Source organism: Nocardioides sp. L-11A, from assembly GCA_029961745.1.
Lineage (GTDB): Bacteria > Actinomycetota > Actinomycetes > Propionibacteriales > Nocardioidaceae > Nocardioides.
The window spans coordinates 4,381,272-4,403,624 of sequence record CP124680.1 but is presented as its reverse complement, the minus strand read 5'-3'; the positions used below and the strand labels follow the sequence as shown (position 1 = coordinate 4,403,624).

23 protein-coding genes are annotated in these 22,353 nt (G+C 70.5%); 14 read left to right on the top strand and 9 right to left on the bottom strand.

Annotated elements, in window-relative coordinates:
• Positions 1–198: 198 nt before the first annotated feature.
• Positions 199–828, bottom strand: a complete 630-nt coding sequence (locus QJ852_21180; protein WGX95655.1) for a class I SAM-dependent methyltransferase — start codon at positions 826–828, stop codon at positions 199–201.
• The gene (locus QJ852_21175) at positions 821–1,114 is read right to left on the bottom strand and encodes a DUF2530 domain-containing protein (GenBank protein ID WGX95654.1); all 294 of its coding nucleotides are present in this window, start codon (positions 1,112–1,114) and stop codon (positions 821–823) included. Before QJ852_21175 ends, QJ852_21180 begins: the two co-directional genes overlap by 8 nt.
• A 57-nt stretch (positions 1,115–1,171) precedes the next feature.
• On the opposite strand from QJ852_21175, the gene QJ852_21170 reads away from it, so the two are divergent.
• The 9 genes from QJ852_21170 (at position 1,172) to QJ852_21130 (ending at position 11,368) form a co-directional block, all read left to right on the top strand.
• Positions 1,172–1,621, top strand: a complete 450-nt coding sequence (locus QJ852_21170; protein ID WGX95653.1) for a MarR family transcriptional regulator — start codon at positions 1,172–1,174, stop codon at positions 1,619–1,621.
• A gap of 10 nt (positions 1,622–1,631) precedes the next feature.
• On the top strand, positions 1,632–2,939 hold the full coding sequence (locus QJ852_21165; protein WGX99491.1) for an MFS transporter: 1,308 nt from the start codon (positions 1,632–1,634) through the stop codon (positions 2,937–2,939).
• Positions 2,936–4,393: an NCS2 family permease gene (locus QJ852_21160; protein WGX95652.1), complete on the top strand. Its 1,458-nt coding sequence runs from the start codon at positions 2,936–2,938 to the stop codon at positions 4,391–4,393. Before QJ852_21165 ends, QJ852_21160 begins: the two co-directional genes overlap by 4 nt.
• A 249-nt stretch (positions 4,394–4,642) precedes the next feature.
• Positions 4,643–5,017: a 30S ribosomal protein S12 gene (gene rpsL, locus QJ852_21155; protein WGX95651.1), complete on the top strand. Its 375-nt coding sequence runs from the start codon at positions 4,643–4,645 to the stop codon at positions 5,015–5,017.
• Position 5,018: 1 nt separating this feature from the next.
• Positions 5,019–5,489: a 30S ribosomal protein S7 gene (gene rpsG / locus QJ852_21150; protein ID WGX95650.1), complete on the top strand. Its 471-nt coding sequence runs from the start codon at positions 5,019–5,021 to the stop codon at positions 5,487–5,489.
• Between the two features lie 89 nt (positions 5,490–5,578).
• Positions 5,579–7,702 carry an elongation factor G gene (gene fusA, locus QJ852_21145; protein ID WGX95649.1) on the top strand — a complete coding sequence of 708 codons (2,124 nt, stop codon included), beginning with the start codon at positions 5,579–5,581 and terminating at the stop codon, positions 7,700–7,702.
• Between the two features lie 117 nt (positions 7,703–7,819).
• A complete protein-coding gene (gene tuf / locus QJ852_21140; protein WGX95648.1) occupies positions 7,820–9,013 on the top strand; it encodes an elongation factor Tu in 1,194 nt (397 codons plus the stop codon).
• A 93-nt stretch (positions 9,014–9,106) separates the two neighbouring features.
• Positions 9,107–9,844 carry a tRNA (guanosine(46)-N7)-methyltransferase TrmB gene (trmB, locus tag QJ852_21135; protein ID WGX95647.1) on the top strand — a complete coding sequence of 246 codons (738 nt, stop codon included), beginning with the start codon at positions 9,107–9,109 and terminating at the stop codon, positions 9,842–9,844.
• A 192-nt stretch (positions 9,845–10,036) separates the two neighbouring features.
• Entirely contained in the window at positions 10,037–11,368 is a 1,332-nt protein-coding gene (locus QJ852_21130; protein WGX95646.1) for a PhoH family protein, read from the top strand.
• Between the two features lie 78 nt (positions 11,369–11,446).
• Here QJ852_21130 and QJ852_21125 read toward each other — a convergent pair whose 3' ends face one another.
• Entirely contained in the window at positions 11,447–12,409 is a 963-nt protein-coding gene (locus QJ852_21125) for a hypothetical protein (GenBank protein WGX95645.1), read from the bottom strand.
• A gap of 363 nt (positions 12,410–12,772) precedes the next feature.
• Between QJ852_21125 and QJ852_21120 the strand changes: the two genes are divergently transcribed.
• Positions 12,773–13,459 (top strand): lytic transglycosylase domain-containing protein, encoded by a 687-nt coding sequence (locus QJ852_21120; protein ID WGX95644.1) that lies wholly within the window; start codon positions 12,773–12,775, stop codon positions 13,457–13,459.
• A gap of 412 nt (positions 13,460–13,871) precedes the next feature.
• Here the strand turns inward: QJ852_21120 and QJ852_21115 are convergent, their stop codons facing one another.
• Positions 13,872–14,051 carry a hypothetical protein gene (locus tag QJ852_21115; protein ID WGX95643.1) on the bottom strand — a complete coding sequence of 60 codons (180 nt, stop codon included), beginning with the start codon at positions 14,049–14,051 and terminating at the stop codon, positions 13,872–13,874.
• Between the two features lie 194 nt (positions 14,052–14,245).
• Here QJ852_21115 and QJ852_21110 point away from each other — a divergent pair, with 194 nt between their 5' ends.
• Positions 14,246–14,557: a hypothetical protein gene (locus QJ852_21110; GenBank protein ID WGX95642.1), complete on the top strand. Its 312-nt coding sequence runs from the start codon at positions 14,246–14,248 to the stop codon at positions 14,555–14,557.
• Positions 14,558–14,609: 52 nt separating this feature from the next.
• On the opposite strand, the gene QJ852_21105 is transcribed toward QJ852_21110, so the two are convergent.
• Positions 14,610–15,992 carry a class II fumarate hydratase gene (locus QJ852_21105; protein ID WGX95641.1) on the bottom strand — a complete coding sequence of 461 codons (1,383 nt, stop codon included), beginning with the start codon at positions 15,990–15,992 and terminating at the stop codon, positions 14,610–14,612.
• Positions 15,993–16,043: 51 nt separating this feature from the next.
• Between QJ852_21105 and QJ852_21100 the strand changes: the two genes are divergently transcribed.
• Together QJ852_21100 and QJ852_21095 are read left to right on the top strand one after the other, a co-directional pair.
• The gene (locus tag QJ852_21100; GenBank protein WGX95640.1) at positions 16,044–16,406 is read left to right on the top strand and encodes a GntR family transcriptional regulator; all 363 of its coding nucleotides are present in this window, start codon (positions 16,044–16,046) and stop codon (positions 16,404–16,406) included.
• The gene (locus tag QJ852_21095; protein ID WGX95639.1) at positions 16,403–17,350 is read left to right on the top strand and encodes a hypothetical protein; all 948 of its coding nucleotides are present in this window, start codon (positions 16,403–16,405) and stop codon (positions 17,348–17,350) included. Before QJ852_21100 ends, QJ852_21095 begins: the two co-directional genes overlap by 4 nt.
• Here QJ852_21095 and QJ852_21090 read toward each other — a convergent pair.
• The 4 genes from QJ852_21090 to QJ852_21075 all read right to left on the bottom strand — a co-directional run bounded on the left by QJ852_21090 (position 17,331) and on the right by QJ852_21075 (position 21,091).
• Entirely contained in the window at positions 17,331–17,627 is a 297-nt protein-coding gene (locus tag QJ852_21090; protein WGX95638.1) for a zf-TFIIB domain-containing protein, read from the bottom strand. The two genes, QJ852_21095 and QJ852_21090, sit on opposite strands and share 20 nt — an antisense overlap.
• Before the next feature lie 45 nt (positions 17,628–17,672).
• A complete protein-coding gene (locus QJ852_21085; protein WGX95637.1) occupies positions 17,673–18,038 on the bottom strand; it encodes a hypothetical protein in 366 nt (121 codons plus the stop codon).
• Positions 18,039–18,048: 10 nt separating this feature from the next.
• Positions 18,049–19,737: a fumarate hydratase gene (locus tag QJ852_21080; protein ID WGX95636.1), complete on the bottom strand. Its 1,689-nt coding sequence runs from the start codon at positions 19,735–19,737 to the stop codon at positions 18,049–18,051.
• An 88-nt stretch (positions 19,738–19,825) separates the two neighbouring features.
• Complete coding sequence (locus QJ852_21075) at positions 19,826–21,091, bottom strand: choice-of-anchor P family protein (protein ID WGX95635.1); 1,266 nt, start codon at positions 21,089–21,091, stop codon at positions 19,826–19,828.
• A 168-nt stretch (positions 21,092–21,259) separates the two neighbouring features.
• On the opposite strand from QJ852_21075, the gene QJ852_21070 reads away from it, so the two are divergent.
• Positions 21,260–22,351, top strand: a complete 1,092-nt coding sequence (locus tag QJ852_21070) for an NAD(P)-binding domain-containing protein (GenBank protein ID WGX95634.1) — start codon at positions 21,260–21,262, stop codon at positions 22,349–22,351.
• The last annotated feature ends 2 nt before the right edge of the window (positions 22,352–22,353 follow it).

The following is a 22,353-nucleotide window of genomic DNA, read 5'->3' as shown; positions in this document are numbered from 1 at the left end:
GGTTACAGCACGTTTTTCGGTGCAACAACGCCCGGGTAGTAACAACAGCACCCGGGTAGACGCGCTCGGTCGTCCGCCGACGCTCCCATGGGCCGACCGACACCGTGGGGTCATCTACCCGGGCGCTACGACCACTGCCCGGGCGTTGTTGCACCGGTTTTCGTGCTGTAACCCTTAGTTACAAGCGTGGTCGCCCGTTCAGGCCCGGCTGAGGATGGCGACCGAGTAGAGATCGTCGACCGGGCGCAGGTCGTAGCCGCCGAAGCGGTGCTGGACGACGAGCCCGGCTGCGTCGACGTCGGCGAGGAACTCGTCGGGCGCGTACACCCGCGCCGTGCTCGGCCCCTGCTGCAGGTGGAAGCCGACCAGGATCCGACCGCCGGGGGCGAGCAGCGAGCCGAGGCGTTCCAGGACGGCGACCTCGGTGCCCTCGGCGACGAAGGTGAGCACGTTGCCCACGCAGACCACGAGGTCGTACGACGGGGGTGCGGCGGCCGTGGCCAGCGCGTCGGGTGTCAGCGCGAGGATCTCCAGGGGGAGCACCGGCAGGTCCGGGTAGGTGCGCCGGGACTGCTCGACGAGGGTGGGGTCGGGCTCGGCGGCGGTGACCCGGTGCCCGAGGGCGCGGAGGTGGGCGCCGATCCGGCCCATGCCGGAGCCGGCGTCGAGGATCGCCGCGCCGCGGGGGACCAGGGTGTCGGCCAGCCGTGCCTCACCGACCACGTCGGCCCCCTCGGCGATGAGCTGGGCGAACCGGTCGCCGTAGCCGCCGTTGCGGGGCCCGCCGAGGGCCCAGCGGGTCGGCGGCAGCGCGGTGGGCTCACTCATGGGCGTCGTGGTCGCGCTCGGCGCGGGCCTGGCGGCGTCGCTTGCAGTACTCCGTGCCGAGCAGGCCGAGCCCGACGCCGGTCAGGCACATCCACAGCAGCCAGGTGCGGCCGTCCTCCTCGAGGCGACCGTAGAACGGCAGCAGGCCGACGAAGGCGACGAGGAAGAGCGCGGTGCCGACCTGGACGGTCCGGACGCCGTCGACGTCGAGCGGCTCGACGGGCGCGATGAGGTAGGTCCGGCTGCCGATCTCGTGCTGGGTCGGCTGGTCGTCGCGGAGCTCCACGAGGTCATGCTACCGCTCGCGGAATAGTTAGCCGAGGTAATGACTTATGCTAACGATATGCCGACTCTCGAGAAGCACGTGCGCAGCAATGCGGGGCTCGCCACCGAGCTCCGCTTCGCCGTCGTGCGCCTGCGCCGGAGGCTGCTGCGCGAGCGGCATCCCGACAACGACCTGAGCGTGTCGGCGATGGCGGTGCTCTACGCCCTCGGCCGGCAGGGCGACCTGACCGTCGGCGCGCTCGCCGCGCGCGAGCAGGTGCAGCCGCCGAGCATGACCCGCACGGTCACCGCGCTCGCCGACGTCGAGCTCGTCGAGCGGTGCCCGCATCCCAGCGACGGCCGACAGGTCGTCGTACGCATCACGGACGCCGGGCGCGCCGTCGTCGCCGCCGACGTCGCCCGCCGCGACCGCTGGCTCTCGCGCCGCCTCAACGACCTGACCCCGGAGGAGCGCGACGTCCTGCGCCGCGCGGCCCCGATCCTGCAGCGCCTCGCCGAGGCCGACTGACCACGACCCGCTGACCGAGACCGAAGGAGTCCCCACGAGCCCCCGATTCCGCTCCCTGGCCCACCCGAACTACCGGCTGTACTTCGCCGGCAGCATCATCTCGAACGTCGGCACCTGGATGCAGCGTGTCGCCCAGGACTGGCTGGTCCTGACCATCCCCGGCAACGGCGGCGCGGCCCTCGGCATCACCACCGGCCTCCAGTTCCTGCCGGTCCTGCTGCTCTCCCCGTACGCCGGAGTGGTGGCCGATCGCATCCCCAAGCGGGTGATGCTGCAGATCACCCAGGCCGTCATGGCCCTGGCCTCGCTCGCCCTCGGCTTGATCGCGGCCTTCGGCGCGGCCGAGACCTGGCACGTCTACGTGCTCGCGTTCGTCTTCGGCATCGGCGCGGCGTTCGACGCGCCCGCCCGCCAGGCGTTCGTCTCCGAGATGGTGGGTGCCGACGACGTGGCCAACGCGGTGAGCCTGAACTCGGCCGCCTTCAACACCGCCCGGTTGGTCGGCCCCGGCCTCGCCGGGCTGCTGATCGGCCTCGGCGGCGGCGGCATGCACGCCACCGGCTGGGTGATCCTCGCCAACGCGGCGTCCTATCTCGCCGTGATCGCGCAGCTGCGGCGGATGGACGCGGCCACGCTCCAGTCGCCGCGTCCCGCGGGACGCACGCCCGGCATGCTCCGCGAGGGCATCCGCTACCTGCGCGGCCAGCCCAAGATGATGATGATCCTGGTGCTCGCCTTCTTCATCGGCACCTTCGGCATGAACTTCCAGATCACCTCGGCCCTGATGGCCACCGAGGTGTTCGGCAAGGGTGCGGAGGAGTACGGCGTCCTCGGCTCGGTGCTCGCGGTCGGCTCCCTGACCGGCGCGCTGGTCGCGGCCGGCCGCGCGCAGGTCCGGGTGCGGCTGATGATGGGCGCGGCGGTGGTGTTCGGCCTCGCCGAGGTCGCGGCGGGCCTGGTGCCGTCGTACCTCACCTTCGTGCTTCTGTGCCCGCTCCTCGGGTTCTCGGTGATCACCGTGCTCAACTCCTGCAACGCGCTGCTCCAGATCGAGTCCGCTCCCGAGCTGCGCGGGCGGGTGATGGCGATCTACATGACCATCGTGATGGGTGGCACCCCCCTCGGTGCCCCCGTCATCGGCTGGGTGGGCGAGCAGTTCGGTGCCCGGTGGACGCTGATCCTCGGTGGTGCCCTGGTCCTGGTCGGCGTCGGGCTCGCGGTCCTGGTACGCCGGACCGTGGCGCGCGCCGACGTCCTGGCGCCGGATCTGACCACCGGCTCGACCCCGGCCGTCGCTCCTGCCATGCTTCGGCCGTGAACTCGGCCCAGCCCGTCGCCCCGACGAACCCGCTCGAACGCTACTTCCGCATCTCGGAGCGAGGCTCCAGCCTCGGCCAGGAGATCCGCGGCGGCGTGGTCACGTTCTTCACGATGGCCTACATCGTGGTGCTGAACCCGCTGATCCTCGGCTACGCGACCGACATCGACGGGAAGTACCTCGGCGGCGGCAGCGAGCCGAACCTCGCCGCGATCGCCGCCGGCACCGCGCTGGTCGCGGGCGTGTTGACGATCCTGATGGGCGTGGTGGCCAATTACCCGCTCGCGCTGGCCACCGGCCTGGGCCTCAACGCCTTCCTCGCCTTCGCCGTCGCCAGCCAGATGACCTGGGCCGACGCGATGGGGCTCGTGGTGATCGAGGGTGTGCTGATCCTCGTGCTGGTCCTCACCGGCTTCCGGACGGCGGTCTTCCGGGCGGTGCCCGCGCAGCTCAAGGTCGCCATCTCGGTCGGGATCGGACTCTTCATCGCCCTGATCGGCTTCGTCGACGCCGGCGTGGTCTCCCGGATCCCCGACGCGGCGCAGACCACGGTGCCCGTGCAGCTCGGCTCCGACGGCAACCTCAGCGGCTGGCCGGTCCTCGTGTTCGTGGTGGGCCTGCTGCTGATGCTCGCGCTGTGGGTACGCCGGGTGCGCGGCGCGATCTTGATCTCCATCGTGGTGATGACCGCGGTCGCGGTCGTCGTCGAGGCGATCGGCGACCTCGGGCGTTCCGCGGAGCAGGCCGGCGGCTGGGCGCTGACGGTCCCGGCGTGGCCGGACTCGTTCCACGCGCCCGACTTCGGCACCCTCGGCGAGTTCAACCTGCTCGGCTCGTGGGACAAGGCCGGCGTGGTCACCGTCCTGCTGCTCGTCTTCTCGCTGATGCTGGCCGACTTCTTCGACACCATGGGCACGATGACCGCGATCGGCGCCGAGGCCGGACTGCTCGACGAGGACGGCGTCCCGCCGCACGCCGAGCGGATCCTGGTCGTCGACTCGGTCGCCGCGATCGCGGGCGGCGCGGCCGGCGTCTCGTCGAACACGTCCTACATCGAGTCGGCCTCGGGCGTCGGCGAGGGCGCCCGCACCGGCCTCGCCTCGGTCGTGACCGGCGTCCTGTTCCTGATCACGATCTTCCTCTCGCCGCTGGTCGCGATGATCCCGTCGGAGGCCGCGGTCCCGGCGCTGGTCCTGGTCGGCTTCTTGATGATGCAGCAGATCACCGGCATCTCCTGGGACGACGTCGAGATCGCGATCCCGGCCTTCCTCACCATCGCGCTGATGCCGTTCACGTACTCGATCTCGGTCGGCATCGGGGCCGGATTCGTGTCCTTCGTCTTCCTCAAGGTGGTCCGCGGCAAGGCGCGTGAGCTGCACCCGCTGCTCTGGGTCGTGGCCGGCCTGTTCGTGGTCTACTTCGCGATCGACCCGATCACCCGCTGGCTGACCTGATCCCACCCGGCTCCCGGCGGGTCCCCGGCGCGGCTCAGGCGTGCGCGCCGCATTTTGACCCGCCTTTGGGGCGGCCGGTAATCTCGATTCTCGTGTCTGGGGCCACCCGGCACATCGAGCATGCCCTCGCACCAGCCGCCCGGCGGGCGCGGTGTAGGAGGGAGCGCTCCGGCACTCCGCAGCAACGCTTCACCCCCGAGCCCGGCACCGTGCCGAGCCGTGAGAAAAGAGACGAAAGGGAACCACCAGGTGCCCACCATTCAGCAGTTGGTCCGCAAGGGCCGCCAGGACAAGGTGTCGAAGACCAAGACGCCTGCCCTGAAGGGATCGCCCCAGCGGCGCGGTGTGTGCACCCGCGTCTACACCACCACCCCCAAGAAGCCGAACTCCGCCCTCCGGAAGGTCGCCCGTGTGCGCCTCTCCAGTGGCGTCGAGGTCACCGCCTACATCCCGGGGGAGGGTCACAACCTCCAGGAGCACTCGATCGTGCTCGTCCGCGGCGGTCGTGTGAAGGACCTGCCCGGTGTCCGCTACAAGGTCATCCGTGGCGCCCTGGACACCCAGGCCGTGAAGAACCGCAAGCAGGCGCGCAGCCGCTACGGCGCCAAGAAGGAGAAGAGCTGACATGCCGCGCAAGGGCCCCGCGCCGAAGCGGCCGATCGACGTCGACCCGGTCTACGGATCGCAGCTGGTGAGCCAGCTGGTGTCGAAGGTGCTGCAGGACGGCAAGAAGCAGGTTGCTCAGCGGATCGTGTACGCCGCACTCGAGGGCACCCGCGAGAAGACCGGCACCGACCCGGTCATCACCCTCAAGCGTGCGCTCGACAACGTGCGTCCCGCGCTCGAGGTCAAGTCCCGCCGCGTCGGCGGCGCGACCTACCAGGTCCCGATCGAGGTCAAGGGCAACCGCGGCACCACGCTGTCGCTGCGCTGGCTCGTCGGCTACGCCCAGGAGCGTCGCGAGAAGACCATGGCCGAGCGCCTGCAGAACGAGATCCTCGACGCTGCCAACGGCCTCGGTGCCGCGGTCAAGAAGCGCGAGGACACCCACAAGATGGCCGAGTCCAACAAGGCCTTCGCTCACTACCGCTGGTGACCACCCGTACGGCGGAGCTCCGGCTCCGCCGTACGCCACCTGCCCATCCTTCCAAGCAAGCAGCACCGACCTAAGGAACGCTGACTCACGTGGCAGTCGACATCACGACGGACCTGAACGTCGTCCGCAACATCGGCATCATGGCGCACATCGACGCCGGCAAGACCACCACCACCGAGCGGATCCTGTTCTACACCGGCATCAACTACAAGATCGGCGACACCCACGAGGGTTCGGCGACGATGGACTGGATGGAGCAGGAGCAGGAGCGCGGCATCACGATCACGTCCGCCGCGACGACCTGCTGGTGGAAGAAGCACCAGATCAACATCATCGACACCCCCGGGCACGTCGACTTCACCGTCGAGGTCGAGCGCTCGCTGCGCGTCCTCGACGGCGCGGTCGCGGTGTTCGACGGCGTGGCCGGTGTGGAGCCGCAGTCGCAGACCGTGTGGCGCCAGGCCAACAAGTACTCCGTCCCGCGGATGTGCTTCGTCAACAAGCTCGACCGCACCGGCGCGGACTTCTACCGCGTCGTGGACTCGATCGTGCAGAAGCTCAACTCGACCCCGCTCGTGCTGCAGATCCCGATCGGTGCCGAGGGCGACTTCATCGGCGTCGTCGACCTGATCGAGATGAACGCCAAGGTGTGGCGCGGCGAGACCAAGACCGGCGAGGACTACGTCGTCGAGGAGATCCCCGCGGACCTGGCCGACAAGGCCGCCGAGTACCGCGAGAAGCTCATCGAGACCCTCGCCGAGGCCGACGACGACATCATGGAGGTCTACCTCGAGGACGGCGACACGTTCGACGTGCCGACCCTCAAGGCCGCCATCCGTCGCGCGACGCTGGCCGACAAGGTCAACCCGATCCTCACCGGCACCGCGTTCAAGAACAAGGGCGTCCAGCCCCTGCTCGACGCGATCATCGACTATCTCCCCTCGCCGCTCGACATCGACGCGATCGTCGGTCACAAGCCGGGCGCGGAGGAGATCGAGGAGAACGAGGTCGTCCGCAAGCCGTCGGCCGACGAGCCGCTCGCGGCGCTGGCGTTCAAGATCGCCGCCGACCCGCACCTGGGCAAGCTGACCTTCGTCCGCGTCTACTCGGGCAAGCTCGAGGCCGGCGCGACCGTGCTCAACTCGAGCAACGGCCGCAAGGAGCGGATCGGCAAGGTCTACCAGATGCACGCCAACAAGCGCGAGGAGATCGCGTCGGTGGGCGCCGGCCAGATCGTCGCCGTCATGGGCCTCAAGGACACCCGGACCGGTCACACCCTCTCCGACAACGCCAAGCCGGTGGTGCTGGAGTCGATGACCTTCCCGGCCCCGGTGATCTCGGTCGCCATCGAGCCGAAGACCAAGGCCGACCAGGAGAAGCTCGGCGTCGCGATCCAGCGCCTCGCCGAGGAGGACCCGACCTTCGTCGTCAAGACCGACGAGGAGACCGGCCAGACCATCATCTCCGGCATGGGCGAGCTCCACCTCGAGATCCTCGTGGAGCGCATGAAGCGCGAGTTCAAGGTCGAGGCCACCGTCGGCAAGCCGCAGGTCGCCTACCGCGAGACCATCCGCGGCACGGTCGAGAACCACAGCTACACGCACAAGAAGCAGACCGGTGGTTCGGGTCAGTTCGCGAAGGTCATCATCTCGATCGGCCCGAACATCGACCCCGAGACCGGCCTCGGTGCGGGCTACGAGTTCGCCAACAACGTGACGGGTGGCCGCGTGCCGCGCGAGTACATCCCGTCGGTCGACAACGGTGCCCAGGAGGCCATGGAGTTCGGCGTCCTCGCCGGCTACCCGATGGTCGACGTGAAGGTCTCGCTCGAGGACGGCGCCTACCACGACGTCGACTCGTCCGAGCTCGCGTTCAAGATCGCCGGCATCCAGGCGTTCAAGGAGGCCGCGCGCAAGGCGCGTCCGGTGCTCCTCGAGCCCATGTTCGCCGTCGAGGTGACCACCCCCGAGGACTTCCTCGGCACGGTCATCGGCGACATCAACAGCCGTCGCGGTCAGATCCGCGCGCAGGAGGAGCGTCACGGCGACATCGTCGTCAGCGCCCTCGTGCCGCTGTCCGAGATGTTCGGGTACGTTGGCGACCTGAGGTCCAAGACCTCCGGTCAGGCGTCGTACTCGATGGAGTTCGACTCGTACGCCGAGGTTCCCACGAACATCGCCGACGAGATCATCAAGAAGGCGCGCGGCGAGTAACCGCACGGGGGCTCCGGCCCCCGTGTGCCCCTGGTATCCCTGGGGCACTCACCGCAGGCCCTCGGCGCACCACCCCATTAGTACGAGTCAAGTAACAACACACCAGGAGGAGCCCCAGTGGCTAAGGCGAAGTTCGAGCGGACCAAGCCGCACGTCAACATCGGTACGATCGGTCACATCGACCACGGCAAGACCACGCTGACTGCGGCCATCTCGAAGGTCCTGCACGACGCGTACCCGGACCTCAACGAGGCCTCGCCGTTCGACACGATCGACAAGGCTCCCGAGGAGCGGCAGCGCGGTATCACGATCTCGATCGCGCACATCGAGTACCAGACCGAGGCGCGCCACTACGCGCACGTCGACTGCCCCGGTCACGCGGACTACATCAAGAACATGATCACCGGTGCCGCGCAGATGGACGGCGCGATCCTGGTGGTCGCCGCGACCGACGGCCCGATGCCGCAGACCCGTGAGCACGTGCTGCTCGCCCGCCAGGTCGGCGTGCCCGCCCTGGTCGTCGCGCTCAACAAGTGCGACATGGTCGACGACGAGGAGCTCATCGAGCTCGTCGAGATGGAGGTGCGCGAGCTCCTCTCCGAGTACGAGTACCCGGGCGACGACGTTCCGGTCGTGCGCGTTGCTGCCTTCCCGGCGCTGAACGGCGACGAGAAGTGGGGCAAGTCGGTCCTCGAGCTCATGAGCGCGGTCGACGAGTACATCCCGCAGCCCGAGCGTGAGATCGACAAGCCGTTCCTCATGCCCGTCGAGGACGTCTTCACGATCACCGGTCGTGGCACCGTCATCACCGGTCGTATCGAGCGCGGCATCGTCAAGGTGAACGAGGAGGTCGAGATCATCGGCATCCGCGACACCTCGCAGAAGACGACCGTCACCGGTGTCGAGATGTTCCGCAAGCTGCTCGACGAGGGCCAGGCCGGAGAGAACGTCGGTCTGCTCCTGCGCGGCACCAAGCGCGAGGACGTCGAGCGCGGCATGGTCGTGGTGAAGCCGGGGACCACCACCCCGCACACCAACTTCGAGGCCAGCGTCTACATCCTCTCGAAGGAGGAGGGCGGCCGTCACACGCCGTTCTTCAACAACTACCGTCCGCAGTTCTACTTCCGGACCACCGACGTGACCGGTGTCGTGACCCTTCCCGAGGGCACCGAGATGGTCATGCCGGGCGACAACACGGACATGACGGTCGAGCTGATCCAGCCGATCGCCATGGACGAGGGCCTGAAGTTCGCGATCCGCGAGGGTGGCCGCACCGTCGGCGCCGGCCGGGTCACGAAGATCACCAAGTGATCTGACCTGCTGCACAGGAGACCCCCTGCCGCCTCGGCGGCAGGGGGTCTCCTGCATTTCGGGCTGTCGACCCGAGCCGGGAGAATGGCGGGCGTGGCTGAGCAGACGAATGGGGGCGTGCGGCCGGCTCGACCGCACCACAAGCAGACCGAGGACGGCCGGCGCCTGCGCGAGGTGCTGACCTACTCCCGTCGCGGCAGCCGGCTCAGCCCGAAGCAGCAGGCCGCCTGGGACACGTACGCCGAGCGGTGGGTGATCCCCGACGAGGCGGTCGACGACAGCGACTTCTCCTGGGCCCGCTGGTTCGGCCGCGAGGCCCCGCTGGTCGTGGAGATCGGCGGCGGCGTGGGGGAGGCCACGGCCGCGCTCGCGGCCGCCCACCCGGAGGTCAACGTGCTCGCGCTGGAGGTGTGGCGCCCGGGCGTCGCCGAGGGGCTCGGCCGGGTGGGGGAGGCCGGCGCGACGAACGTCCGGTTCAGCAGTGTCGATGCGGTGTGGACCCTGGAGCACCTGATCGCCGCCGACTCGGTCAGCGAGCTGTGGACCTTCTTCCCCGATCCCTGGCACAAGACCCGGCACCACAAGCGACGCCTGGTCAACGAGGAGTACGCCGCGCTGATCGCCTCCCGCCTCGCCCCCGGCGCGGTGTGGCGCCTGGCGACCGACTGGGCCGACTACGCCGAGCAGATGATCGCCGTCCTCGCCGCCGAGCCGCTGCTGGAGGGCGGAGTGGTCGAGCGGTGGGCGGAGCGGCCGGTGACCAAGTTCGAGCGCAAGGGCCTCGCCAAGGACCGCGTGATCACCGACCTGGCGTACCGACGCGTCACCTGACATTAACGTCGGCGTCGCGGCGTGGCGCCCGAATCGGACCGCCGCCGGGCGTACTTTCCGAATCAGTGGCAGGTGGGGAAGCCGGCCACATCGGGAGGCCGAACGTGACGAACCACGAACGCGCATCCCGGTCCGTCTACCAGGGATAGGGCCGGGTGGCCCCTGGGGGCGCGCGGTCCGGTGAGGTGAGTCGTGGGAAACGTTCACGATGAGGCACAGACCAGCACGCAGCGCCGTACCTATGTCCTCGACACCAGCGTCCTGCTGGCCGATCCGGCCGCCCTGCGGCGGTTCGCCGAGCACGAGGTCGTGCTGCCGGTGGTCGTGATCACCGAGCTCGAGGGCAAACGCCACCACCCCGAGCTGGGCTACTTCGCGCGCAGCGCGCTGCGGATGCTGGACGAGATGCGGGTCAGCCACGGCCGCCTCGACACACCCGTCCCGGTGGGCGACGACGGCGGCAGCGTCCGTGTCGAGCTCAACCACACCGATGCCTCGTCCCTGCCCTCGGGCTTCCGTCTCGGCGACAACGACACCCGGATCCTCGCGGTCGCCCGCAACCTCGCCGACGAGGGCCACGACGTCACCCTGGTCTCCAAGGACCTGCCGATGCGGATCAAGGCCTCCGCGGTCGGCCTGGCCGCCGAGGAGTACCGCGGCGAGACCATCAGCGACTCCGACACCGGCTACTCCGGCATGGCCGAGATGGAGGTGGGCGCCGCCGACCTCGACGAGTTGTACGACGACGGCACGCTCGACCTCGCCGACGCCCGTGACCTGCCATGCCACACCGGCCTGGTGCTGCTCTCCGAGCGCGGCACCGCGCTCGGGCGGGTCGGCCCGGACAAGCAGGTGCACCTGGTGCGCGGCGACCGCGAGGCCTTCGGGATCCACGGACGCAGCGCCGAGCAGCGGGTCGCGCTCGACCTGCTGCTCGACCCCGAGGTCGGCATCGTCTCGCTCGGCGGGCGGGCCGGCACCGGCAAGTCGGCGCTCGCCCTGTGCGCCGGCCTCGAGGCGGTGATGGAGCGCCAGCAGCACAAGAAGGTCGTGGTCTTCCGGCCCCTGTTCGCGGTGGGCGGTCAGGAGCTGGGCTACCTGCCCGGCTCGGAGTCGGAGAAGATGTCGCCCTGGGCCCAGGCGGTCTTCGACACCCTCGGCGCGCTGACCTCGCGCGACGTGGTCGACGAGATCCTCGACCGCGGGATGCTCGAGGTGCTGCCGCTGACCCACATCCGTGGCCGGTCGCTGCACGACTCCTATGTCATCGTCGACGAGGCGCAGTCGCTGGAGCGCAACGTCCTGCTCACCGTGCTCTCGCGGATCGGCGCCAACTCCAAGGTGGTGCTCACCCACGACGTCGCCCAGCGCGACAACCTCCGGGTCGGGCGCCACGACGGCGTCGTCGCGGTCGTCGAGAAGCTCAAGGGCCACCCGCTCTTCGCCCACGTCACCCTGACCCGGTCCGAGCGCTCGCCGATCGCCGCGTTGGTCACGGAGATGCTGGAGAACGTCGTGGTGTGAGCACCCCCCGGCGCAACGTCATACGTTCCGTGGGCGAGAGCCCACAGAACGTATGACGTTACGGCCGTCCACAGCCGATCACGCCGCCCGCCGTCTCTGCGCGGTGGCGAGCGTTTCGGCGATCTGCGCGAAGAACGCGTCCGGCTGGAGCCGCAGGGCGAGAAGCGGCAACCGCAGCACGATGTCGCCGGAGAGCGTGAGCGCGTTCTGGCGGAGGGCGTCCCCGACGATGTTCTCGGCCCACGCGTGGTGGATCCCGTCCACCTCGACGACGACTCCGAGGTCGGGCCAGTAGAGATCGAGGTAGAAGCGCCCCTGGCTGTCCGTGCGAACGACCTGGTGCTCCGGAAGCGGGAGGCCGCGGCGCCGGAGCTCCTGGAGCACATCGAGCTCGCCCAGCGCCCGCACTCCGTCGAGGAGGTCGTTGATCGTGGCGTGCAGCAGGCGGCGGCGCTTGTCTCGGAGGATCCGGAGCGCGGCCGCCCCGATCAGCTCGGGCGTCGCCAGGCCCTGCTGCACGGTGAGGGTCAGCAGGTAGATCGCTTGCCGGTCCGTCCTGGCCCAGAGGAAGGCCCGGACCGCGGCGACCTCGGGACGGGTGCGCGGGATGCCCGACGGCACCCGGTCGGCGGCGCGCCATCGGCGGGTCTGACGCAGGTCGAACATCGGTGTGCGGCGGGTCCGGGCACCCCGAGGCAGCGAGACCCGGATGCTGTCGAGCTCGAACCGCTGCAGGCCGGAGGCGACCAGGGACGCCGCGCCGTCGAGTTGGGCGTGGGGACCACCCTGGAGGACGGCCGCCCAGAGCAGCCCCGGGATCGGGACCGGTCCGGTGTGGAGGACGATGCTCTGGTCGCCGAGGCGCTGCCAGCGCTCGGCCCGCAGGTGCGCCCGGATCTCCCAGCGGGTCACGTGCAGCCGGTAGAGCTGCCGGCGCGACACCACGCCGTGCTGTGCGGTGGCCAGCGCGCCGAGCTGCTCGCTGCGGGGGTCGTCACTGCCGATGATGATCCGGCGGCGGAACCGAGGGGGAGTGCTCATGGCAGGACGATGCAGCGACCTGCCGCGACATCCGGCTGTACCCGCACAGCGGCTGTGGATGACGGGCGGAGCCTCGGCGCCTGTGGACAGCGAACGGCCCCCGCCGTGACGTCATTCGCTCTGTGGGCTCAAGCCCTCAGAACGTATGACGTCAGGTGTCCGGCCGCTGTCAGCTGGGACTGATGTGACTCGTGTGACCGACGGTGTACGGGATGCGGGAGATGGCGGGGGAAATCCGTCGTTCGGTTTGCGTGAGCCCTCTCCGTCAGGCAGGGTGGTCGCTGGCCGCCGGCGGTGATGACAGCGAGTCGGGCCCGATCGGGCGGTGGTCACCCCCATGTCGCCGAGCCCGGATCCGAGCACTTGTCGAACAACGCGCCGCAGCCGCCGAAGAGGCGAGCGCCCAAGCATCGCGGCGCGCCCAAGCACGCCCACATCGCCCGGGCGCCGCGCACCGCGGCCCGCAATGTCGTCGTCCTGTCCTCGGTCGCGGTGGCCGTGACGGGTGTCTCGGTCGTCGCTGGCCTCGCCGGTCAGCAGGCCACGCCGAGTGCCGCGAGCGCCGCCGGTGTCGCCGACATCGACGCGATCGCCAACGTCGGCGCCGCCACGATCGCCGAGGACGCGACCGCGCGCCGGGAGCCGGTGCTCTCCCGCGATGACCTGCGCCCCGAGGCCGTCCCGGCGAAGTCGGCCGATCTCTCCGGCTCCCGCACCGCCGCGATGACCGACAGCCGTGAGCTCTCCGACTCCGACCCACGCGACATCGCCCGCGCGCTCCTCGGCGAGTTCGGCTTCTCCTCCAGCCAGTTCGGCTGCCTCGACTCGCTGTGGACCCGCGAGTCCAACTGGCGCTGGAACGCCGACAACCCGACCTCCAGCGCCTACGGCATCCCGCAGGCCCTGCCCGGCTCCAAGATGTCCACCGCCGGCTCCGACTGGGCCACCAACCCCGCCACCCAGATCCGCTGGGGGCTGGGCTACATCAAGGGGCGCTATGGCAGCCCCTGCGGGGCCTGGGGCCACAGTCAGGCCCGCGGCTGGTACTGAGCGGGTCGGCGCGAGCGTGTCGGCGCTTCGCTTGACACGCTGCCGCGCTCGCTGTCGCGTCCGGTAGATGGTTGCGTTCGCGTGGCGGCAACACGGCCGGCTCGCGGAAAGCCGGCCTCCTGCGCTCCGGTCGCTCCTTCGTCGCTCCCTGCGCTCCGGCGGCCGAGCCTCCCGCGATGACCGGCGGCGTGGACGATCGCGCGAGCGTGTCGGCGCTTCGCTTGACACGCTGCCGCGCTCGCTGTCGCGTCCGGTAGATGGTTGCGTTCGCGTGGCGGCAACACGGCCGGCTCGCGGAAAGCTGGCCTCCTGCGCTCCGGTCGCTCCTTCGTCGCTCCCTGCGCTCCGGCGGCCGAGCCTCCCGCGATGACCGGCGGCGTGGACGATCGCGCGAGCGGGTCCCGTCCCGGGCTCAGCCCCGCCGGCGTCGCAGGACGGCCTCGCCGAGGTCGACCGCACCGATGATCGCGAGGACGACGCCCAGCGGGCGGCCCTCGAACCAGCCGAGCTCGGCGTCGGGGTAGCCCAGGGCGAGGATCATCCCGGCGCCGACGAGGACGACTCCGAGGAGCAGCTGCGTGGCCGTGTTCATGCCCGTGAGTCTGCTCGGTTCCGCAACCCCGGCACATCCGACCCGGGGACCGAGTGACGGGTCGAAAGTAGGGGACGGCGTCCGCGCCACGCCGAGCCCGGGGCCGCGCCGGGTCCACGCCGCGGCGTCTTCGCGGGTGCATGATGCCGTTATGGACGGGACACGGGTGTCCCGTACGACGTGAGGAGCCCGCAATGGTGTGGACCATCATCGTGACGATCGTCGGCGGTGCCATCATCGGCCTGATCGGCAAAGCCGTGGCGCCGGGGGATCGGACGAAGTTCCCGTTCTGGCTCACGGTGCTGTGCGGCATCGTGGGCATGCTGGTCGGCAGCCTGCTCTACTGGGTGCTGGTCGGCCACAACAACGGTCCCTTCGACGGCCACGAGGCCACGTGGGACAACGCGACCAACGGCATCGACTGGTGGCGTCACATCTGGCAGATCGTCGTGGCCGCCGTGGCTGTGATCGTGGCGGCGGGCCTGACCGGCCGCAAGAAGGTCTGAGTCCCGCCGAGCCGCGGGGTCTGATGAGCCGGACTCCGCCGTGGACCGCCGCTCAGGGGCGGGTCATGGACATCAGATCCAGCGCGGCGTCCAGCTCCTCGAGGGTGAGCTCGCCCCGGTCGACGTATCCGAGCGCGAGCACGGTCTCGCGGATCGTGCTGCCGGTGGCGAGCGCCTGCTTGGCGATCGTGGCCGCCGCCTCGTAGCCGATGTGCTTGTTCAGCGGAGTCACCACGGACGGCGACGAGGCGGCGTAGCGCAGCATCCGGTCGGCGTCGGCGGTGATGCCGTCGATGCAGCGCTCGGCGAGCGTGACCGAGGAGCGGGCGAGCAGACGGATCGACTCGAGCACGTTGCGGGCCAGGACGGGCATGGCGACGTTGAGCTCGAAGCTGCCGCTCGCGCCGGCGGCGGTGACGGCGGCGTCGTTGCCGATCACCTGCATGCAGACCATCAGGGTCGCCTCGGGCAGCACCGGGTTGACCTTGCCGGGCATGATCGAGGAGCCCGGCTGCAGGTCGGGCAGGTGGATCTCGGCGAGGCCGGTGGTCGGGCCGGAGCCCATCCAGCGCAGGTCGTTGCAGATCTTGGTCAGGCCGACCGCGATCGTGCGCAGCACCCCGCTCAGCTCGACCAGGGAGTCGCGGGTGCCCTGCGCCTCGAAGTGGTCGCGCGCCTCGGTGAACTCCTGTCCCGTGGCCTCGCTGAGCGCCGTGATCGCGGCGGCCGCGAAGCCGGGTGGGGTGTTGATGCCGGTGCCGACGGCGGTGCCGCCGAGTGGGAGCTCACGGACCCGAGGGAGTACGCCGGCGAGCCGCTCCCCGGCGTAGCGGACCGTGGCGGCGTAGCCGCCGAACTCCTGGCCGAGGGTCACGGGCGTGGCGTCCATCAGGTGGGTGCGGCCCGACTTCACCAGCCCGGCGAACTCCTCCGCCTTGGCCTCCAGGGAGGTCGCGAGCCGGTCCAGCGCCGGCAGCAGGTCGTCGGCGACCGCCAGGGCGGCGGCGACGTGGATCGTGGTCGGGAAGGTGTCGTTGCTCGACTGGCTGGCGTTGACGTGGTCGTTGGGGTGTGCGGTGACGCCGTCGCGGGCGCACAGGGAGGCGATGACCTCGTTGGCGTTCATGTTCGAGCTGGTGCCGGAGCCGGTCTGGAACACGTCGATCGGGAACTGGTCGTCGTGCCCGCCGTCGGCGACGGCGCGGGCCGCGACCGCGATCGCGGCGCCGAGTGCGGGGTCGAGCACCCCCAGGGCGACATTCGCCGACGCCGCCGCTGCCTTCACCCGGCCCAGCGCGTGGATCAGGGCCGGCTCGATCGGCGTACCGCTGATCGGGAAGTTCTCGACGGCGCGCTGGGTCTGCGCCCGCCACAGGGCTGCGGCGGGGACCTGGATCTCGCCCATGGAGTCGTGCTCGGTGCGGAAGTCGCTCACTCCTCGAGCCTACCGACGCCGCTGATTGGGTTGTTCTAGTACGATACAAACATGTTGATCCGAGTGGACCCGGCCAGCCCGCTGGGGCTGGCCGAGCAGATCGCCGCACAGGTGCGTGCGGCGGTCATCGACGGCGGACTCCGCGGCGGCGACAAGCTGCCGCCCGCCCGTGAGCTGGCCGCGGCACTCGACGTCAACATGCACACCGTGCTGCGCGCCTACGCCGCCCTGCGCGACGAGGGGATCGTCGACCTGCGCCGCGGGCGCGGGGCGCACGTGCGCAGCGACCTCGCCGAGCCCGACCGGGAACGCGTCGCGCTGCGCCGTGAGGTGCGTGACCTGCTCGCCCGCGCCGCCCGCATCGGCGTCACCCCCGACGAACTCGTCGACGAGATCCGAAAGGCCCTCCCATGACCCGCATCCGCCCACTGCTCGCCGTCCTCGTCGTGCTCCAGGCTCCGCTCTGGGTCGCCGGGGTGGGCCTCGGTCTGCGCGACGACGTCCCCGATCCGGTGCCGACCCACTGGGACCTCGCCGGGGACGTCGACGGGACCCTCCCTCTGTCCGGCTTCACCGCCGCGGTGGCCGCCGTGGTCGGAGTGGCGACGCTGGTGGCGCTCGGCCTCGTCGTCGCGTCGGGCCGGCGCTCGCCCCTCGCCTCGCTCGGCGCCGCGGGCGCCACCTGGGTCGCCTGGCTGCCGGCAGCGCTCTACGCGGCGACGCTGTTCGCCTCCGCCGACGCCGTCCGGGCCGCGGAGGTCCGGCTGCCGGTCCTGACGATCCTGCTCGCCACCCTGTTGCCGTTCCTCGCCGCGCTGGTGGTCCACCGCCTGCTGCCGAGCCCGGTATGGCGTGAGCAGCCGCTGCCGGCCGAGAGCGCGACCCTCGCGCTGGCCGACGGCGAGCGGGTCGCCTGGGTCGGTCAGGCGAACTCCCGCGCTCTGCTGGTCCTGGGGGTCGTGCTCGGCCTGGGCACGGTCCCGCTGTGGTTCGCCGTCTGGCCCGCGGCGCTCGCCGCCGGGCTCGCCGCGATCGCGGTCGCCTGGGTCCACGTGGTCACGGTCCGCGTCGACGACGCCGGCGTCGCCGTCTCGTGGGGGCCGGCCCAGTGGCCCCGGCTCCGGGTCGGCCTGGCCGAGATCGCCTCGGCCGAGGCGGGCGACATCGAGCCGCTTCGCTGGGGCGGGTGGGGCTACCGGCGCAGCACCAAGGGCCGGGCGGCGGTGGCCCGCCGTGGGGAGGGCATCGTGCTCACGCTGCGCGACGGCCAGCGGTTCGCCGCGACCGTGGACCGGCCGCAGGCCGCGGCCGACCTGGTGAACGCGCTGGTGGTTCGGCTCAGTCGAACAGCTCGCTGAGCCAGGACTCGCGCTTGCGCTTCTTGTAGTACTTGTCGTCGTAGCGGCGGCGGTCGTCGTACTGCTGCTGCTGCGGGGCGCGGTAGCCGTCGTACTGCGGCTGTTGCGGCGCGGCCGGCTGCTGCGGCGCGGGCTGCGGCATCCCGACGGAACGGTCGATGATCTTGTCGAGCTCGCCGCGGTCGAGCCAGACACCCCGGCACTGGGGGCAGTAGTCGATCTCGATGCCGTTCCGCTCGCTCATCACCAGCGTGGACTCGTCAACTGGACAGCGCATATCGGGACAACGGACGGCCGGGCTCCTGCGTTCCCGGCCGCGGGCTCAGAACCGGCAGGCGGCGCCGTGGCTGCCCGAGCGGATCCGACCCTTGCCGGAGTGCCACGTCGCCCAGCCGCCCGACTTCTTGACGATGCAGATCCGGTACGTCGTGGCGTCCAGGCGGGCGTAGCGCCGGATCGAGAAGCGCTGCGGCAGGGGGTAGCCGAACCGCTTGTCGAGCTTGGCCCGCGTCATCCGCTTCGGAAGCTGCACGCCTTGGTCGAGGCCATGGGCGACGACCTCGGCGATGACGGCCGCCTGGCTGGCCGCGCCCTGGCCGCGCTGAGTAGGAGCGGCTCCGGCCGGCGCCAGGAGCCCGATGGCGATGGCGAGCGCGGCCGTCACTGTGGTGATTCCCCGAGCGATCATGCCGGGCAGCCTACTCGGCCGAGCGCACCCGGATCCCGGAGACGGGCACGGTCACGGTGCCGCCGGGGTCGGTGAAGAAGTCGTTGCCCTTGTCGTCGACGACGATGAAGGCGGGGAAGTCCTCGACCTCGATCTTCCAGACCGCCTCCATGCCGAGCTCGGGGTACTCGATGACCTCCTGGCTCTTGATGCAGTCCTGGGCCAGCCGCGCGGCCGGGCCGCCGATGGAGCCGAGGTAGAAGCCGCCGTACTCGTCGCACGCCTCGGTCACCTGCTTGCTCCGGTTGCCCTTCGCCAGCATGACCATCGAGCCGCCCGCGGCCTGGAAGGACTTCACGTAGGAGTCCATCCGGCCGGCCGTGGTCGGGCCGAACGAGCCCGACGCCATGCCCTCGGGGGTCTTGGCGGGGCCGGCGTAGTAGACCGGGTGGTCCTTGAGGTACTCCGGCATCTCCTCGCCCGCGTCGAGCCGCTCCTGGATCTTGGCGTGCGCGATGTCGCGCGCGACGACGAGCGGTCCGGTCAGCGAGAGCCGGGTCTTGACCGGGTACGACGACAGCTGGGCCAGGATCTCGCTCATCGGCCGGTTGAGGTCGACCTTGACGACCTCGCCGCCGGAGATGTCCTCGGCCACGCCCGCGTCGGGCATGTACTGCGCCGGGTCGGTCTCGAGCTGCTCGAGGAAGACGCCGTCGGCGGTGATCTTGCCGAGTGCCTGGCGGTCCGCGGAGCAGGACACGGCGATCGCGACCGGGCACGACGCGCCGTGGCGGGGGAGCCGGACCACGCGCACGTCGTGGCAGAAGTACTTCCCACCGAACTGGGCGCCGATGCCGAACGACTGGGTCAGCTTGAAGACCTCCTCCTCGAGCTCCAGGTCGCGGAAGCCGTGGGCGTCCATCGAGCCCTCGGTCGGGAGGTTGTCGAGGTAGTGCGCGGAGGCGTACTTGGCCGTCTTGAGCGCGAACTCGGCGCTGGTGCCGCCGATGGCGACCGCGAGGTGGTACGGCGGGCAGGCGGCCGTGCCGAGCGAGCGGATCTTCTCGTCGAGGAACTCCAGCATCCGCTTCGGGTTGAGGATCGCCTTGGTCTCCTGGAACAGGAACGACTTGTTGGCCGAGCCGCCGCCCTTGGCCATGAAGAGGAACTTGTACTCCGGCCCCTTCGGCCCCTGCGCGGTGGAGTAGAGCTCGATCTGCGCCGGCAGGTTGGAGCCGGTGTTCTTCTCGTCGTACGTCGTCAGGGGCGCGAGCTGGCTGTAGCGGAGGTTGAGCTTGGTGTAGGCGTCGTAGACGCCCCTGCTGATCCACTCGCCGTCCTCGGCGCCGGTGAGCACGCCCTCGGACTTCTTGCCCATCACGATCGCGGTGCCGGTGTCCTGGCACATCGGCAGCACGCCGCCGGCGGAGATGTTGACGTTCTTGAGCAGGTCGAGCGCCACGAAGCGGTCGTTGCCCGAGGCCTCGGGGTCGTCGATGATCTTGCGCAGCTGCGCCAGGTGCGCGGGCCGCAGGTAGTGGCTGATGTCGTGCATCGCCTCGGCGGTGAGCCGCTGGATCGCCTCGGGGGAGACCTTGAGGAAGGTCTGGCCGTCGGGGCCCTCGACGGTCTCGACGCCCTCCTTCGTGAGCAACCGGTAGGGCGTGTCGTCCTGGCCGGTGGGGAGGAGGTCGGAGTAACGGAACTCAGCTTCAGCCACGGCTACCGAGGATATCGCCGCGGGGGAACGCACGAGGGGCCGGGCCGCCTGCTGGCGACCCGGCCCCTCGCGACCGTGTGGAATGCGATCAGTAGATGATCGTGCTGGCCTGGCCGATCTCGATCACGGCGCCGACCGGGAGGCCGGCGGTGGAGGTGTCGAGCGTGATCCGGAGCGCGTAGATCTGGTTCGCGCGGATCGACTTGTTGACGACCTGCTTGTTGATCTCCACCTTGCCGAGGTTGGCGATCTTGAGCGTGGTGTTCGGGGAGACGTCGATCGGGATGGACTTCCCGGCGATCACCAGGTTGACCAGCGTCATGTTCATGCTGCCGGTCCACTGGGTGCCGACCCGCTTGCCGCTGGCGCTGACCCCGATCGCGTCGGCCTTGATCAGGCCGCCGAGGAGGTTGAGCCCGGCCAGCTGGTTGGTGTTGACGATCTCCGCGTCCTTGCCGTCCTTGCTCGACGTCGACGTGGAGGTGATGGCGCCGAGGTTGAGCAGGCCCGGGACGTTGACGGTCGCGGTGCTGTTGCGCAGGGTGCGACCGCCGCTGGAGGAGAACGGGACGCCGATCTGCGCCGTCGGGTCGCTGACGATCTTGATGTCGGAGCCGACGTTGGCCGCGATCCGGGTGCCGTAGGCGTTGCCGCCGAGGATGGCGCCGGCGTTCTCGTTGACGTGGATCAGACCCTGGCTGACTGGGTTGACGAGGACCGTCGTGCCGATGTCGAAGCCGCCGATCGGCTTGAGCAGCTGCACGGCGAGCGCCCAGTTGACGGCGATCGCGCCGTTGCCGTCCTGGCCCGACATGTCGTAGTTGAGGCTGACGGTCGCCACGCCGGGGACGGTCACCGCGAAGTTCTTGGGGATCTTCACCGGCAGGTCGATGCCGATGATCTTGATGCCCAGCAGCTCGGAGTTGCCGGTGTGCGTGACGGTGCCGTCGGCGTGACCGGTCGTGACCGAGTTGGTCTCGATCGCGTCGACCTTGATCAGACCGTTCAGCAGACTGACGCCGGCGGTGCGGGCCCACGAGGTCAGCGTCGTACCGGCGCTGGAGTAGTCGGCCGTGGTCTTGGTCTGCGCCGCGCCGATCGTGAGCAGCTGGCTGACCTGGCCACCGACGGTGCTGTTCTCCGAGACGCGGGAGAAGTTGCCGCCGGACACGCCCGTCTGGGCGGTCAGGTCGGATTGGACGACGCCGCCGACGGCCTTGACGTACGTCGCGCCGGTGGCGGCGTTGTAGGCCCAGCCGGTGGTGTCAGCTGCCTGCGCAGGTGCCGGAACGGCGACTAGGCCGACACCCAGCAGGGTGAAGGCGACAAAGGAGACGAATTTCCGCACGTTCACGGGACCCCATTCCCATCCGTGTTGACTGTATGAATTTGCCCCCCAAGCAAACCACTCCCGGGCGGCGCTGAGCGAGCCGGGAGGGTGTTCCCGAGAGGATTCAACGAAGAATCACCCAGAACGTCACGCCGCGGGGCATAGCCGGGTGGAAATGACCGTTCCTGTGGTGTGCACGTCTACGACGCGGTGGTCATCGGGGCCGGTCAGGCCGGCCTCTCCGCCTCCTTCCACCTCACCCGGCTCGGCGTCGACCATGTCGTCCTGGACGCGGACGACGGGCCCGGAGGAGCCTGGCAGCACCGATGGGACTCCCTGTCGATGCACGACGTCCATGGCGTCGCCGATCTGCCCGACGCGCCGGCTCCCGGCGACTCGGCCGAGCGCGCGAATGTCGTCGTGCCGGCCTGGTTCGGCGCCTACGAGCGCGCGCACCGGCTCCCGGTCGTGCGGCCGGTGCGGGTCGACGAGGTGCACGGCGAGGGCGACCTGCTCGTCGTCCGGGCGGGGCAGCGGTCGTGGACGACCCGGACGCTCGTCAACGCGACCGGCACCTGGACCCGGCCGTTCGTCCCGTACTACCCCGGCGCCGAGACGTTCCGCGGGGAGCAGCTGCACACGGCGGACTATCCGGGAGCCGCGCACTTCGACGGCAAGCGCGTCGTCGTGGTCGGAGGCGGCGCGTCGGCGGTGCAGTTCCTCGGTGAGCTGGCGCCGCGTACGGACGTCCTCTGGGTCACCCGGCGCCCACCGGTGTGGCGCGACCACTTCGACGCGGAGGCCGGCCGGCACGCGATCGAGCTCGTGCAGGACCGGGTCCGCGCGGGCCTGCCGCCCGCGAGCGTGGTCAGCGTGACCGGCCTGGCCCTGCGGCCGCAGGAGCAGGAGGCCGCTCGGCTGGGCGTCTACGAGCGTCGCCGGCCCATGTTCGCGCGGATCGAGCCCGACGGCGTGCGCTGGGCCGACGGCTCCTTCGAACCCGTCGACGCCCTCCTCTGGGCGACCGGCTTCCGGCCGGCGCTCGCTCACCTCGCGCCCCTGCACCTGCGCAGCGAGCACGGCGGGATCGCGCTGCTGCAGAGCGACGCCGACGTCCAGACGGCGACGACGGCCCTCCGTGATCCCCGGGTGCAGCTCGTCGGCTACGGCCCGTCGGCGAGCACGATCGGCGGCAACCGGGCCGGCCGCGCGGCCGCGCTGGCGGTCCGGGGCCACCTTCGCGAGCACCCCCTGGAGGACGCCGACGAACGTGCGCTAGCGTGACG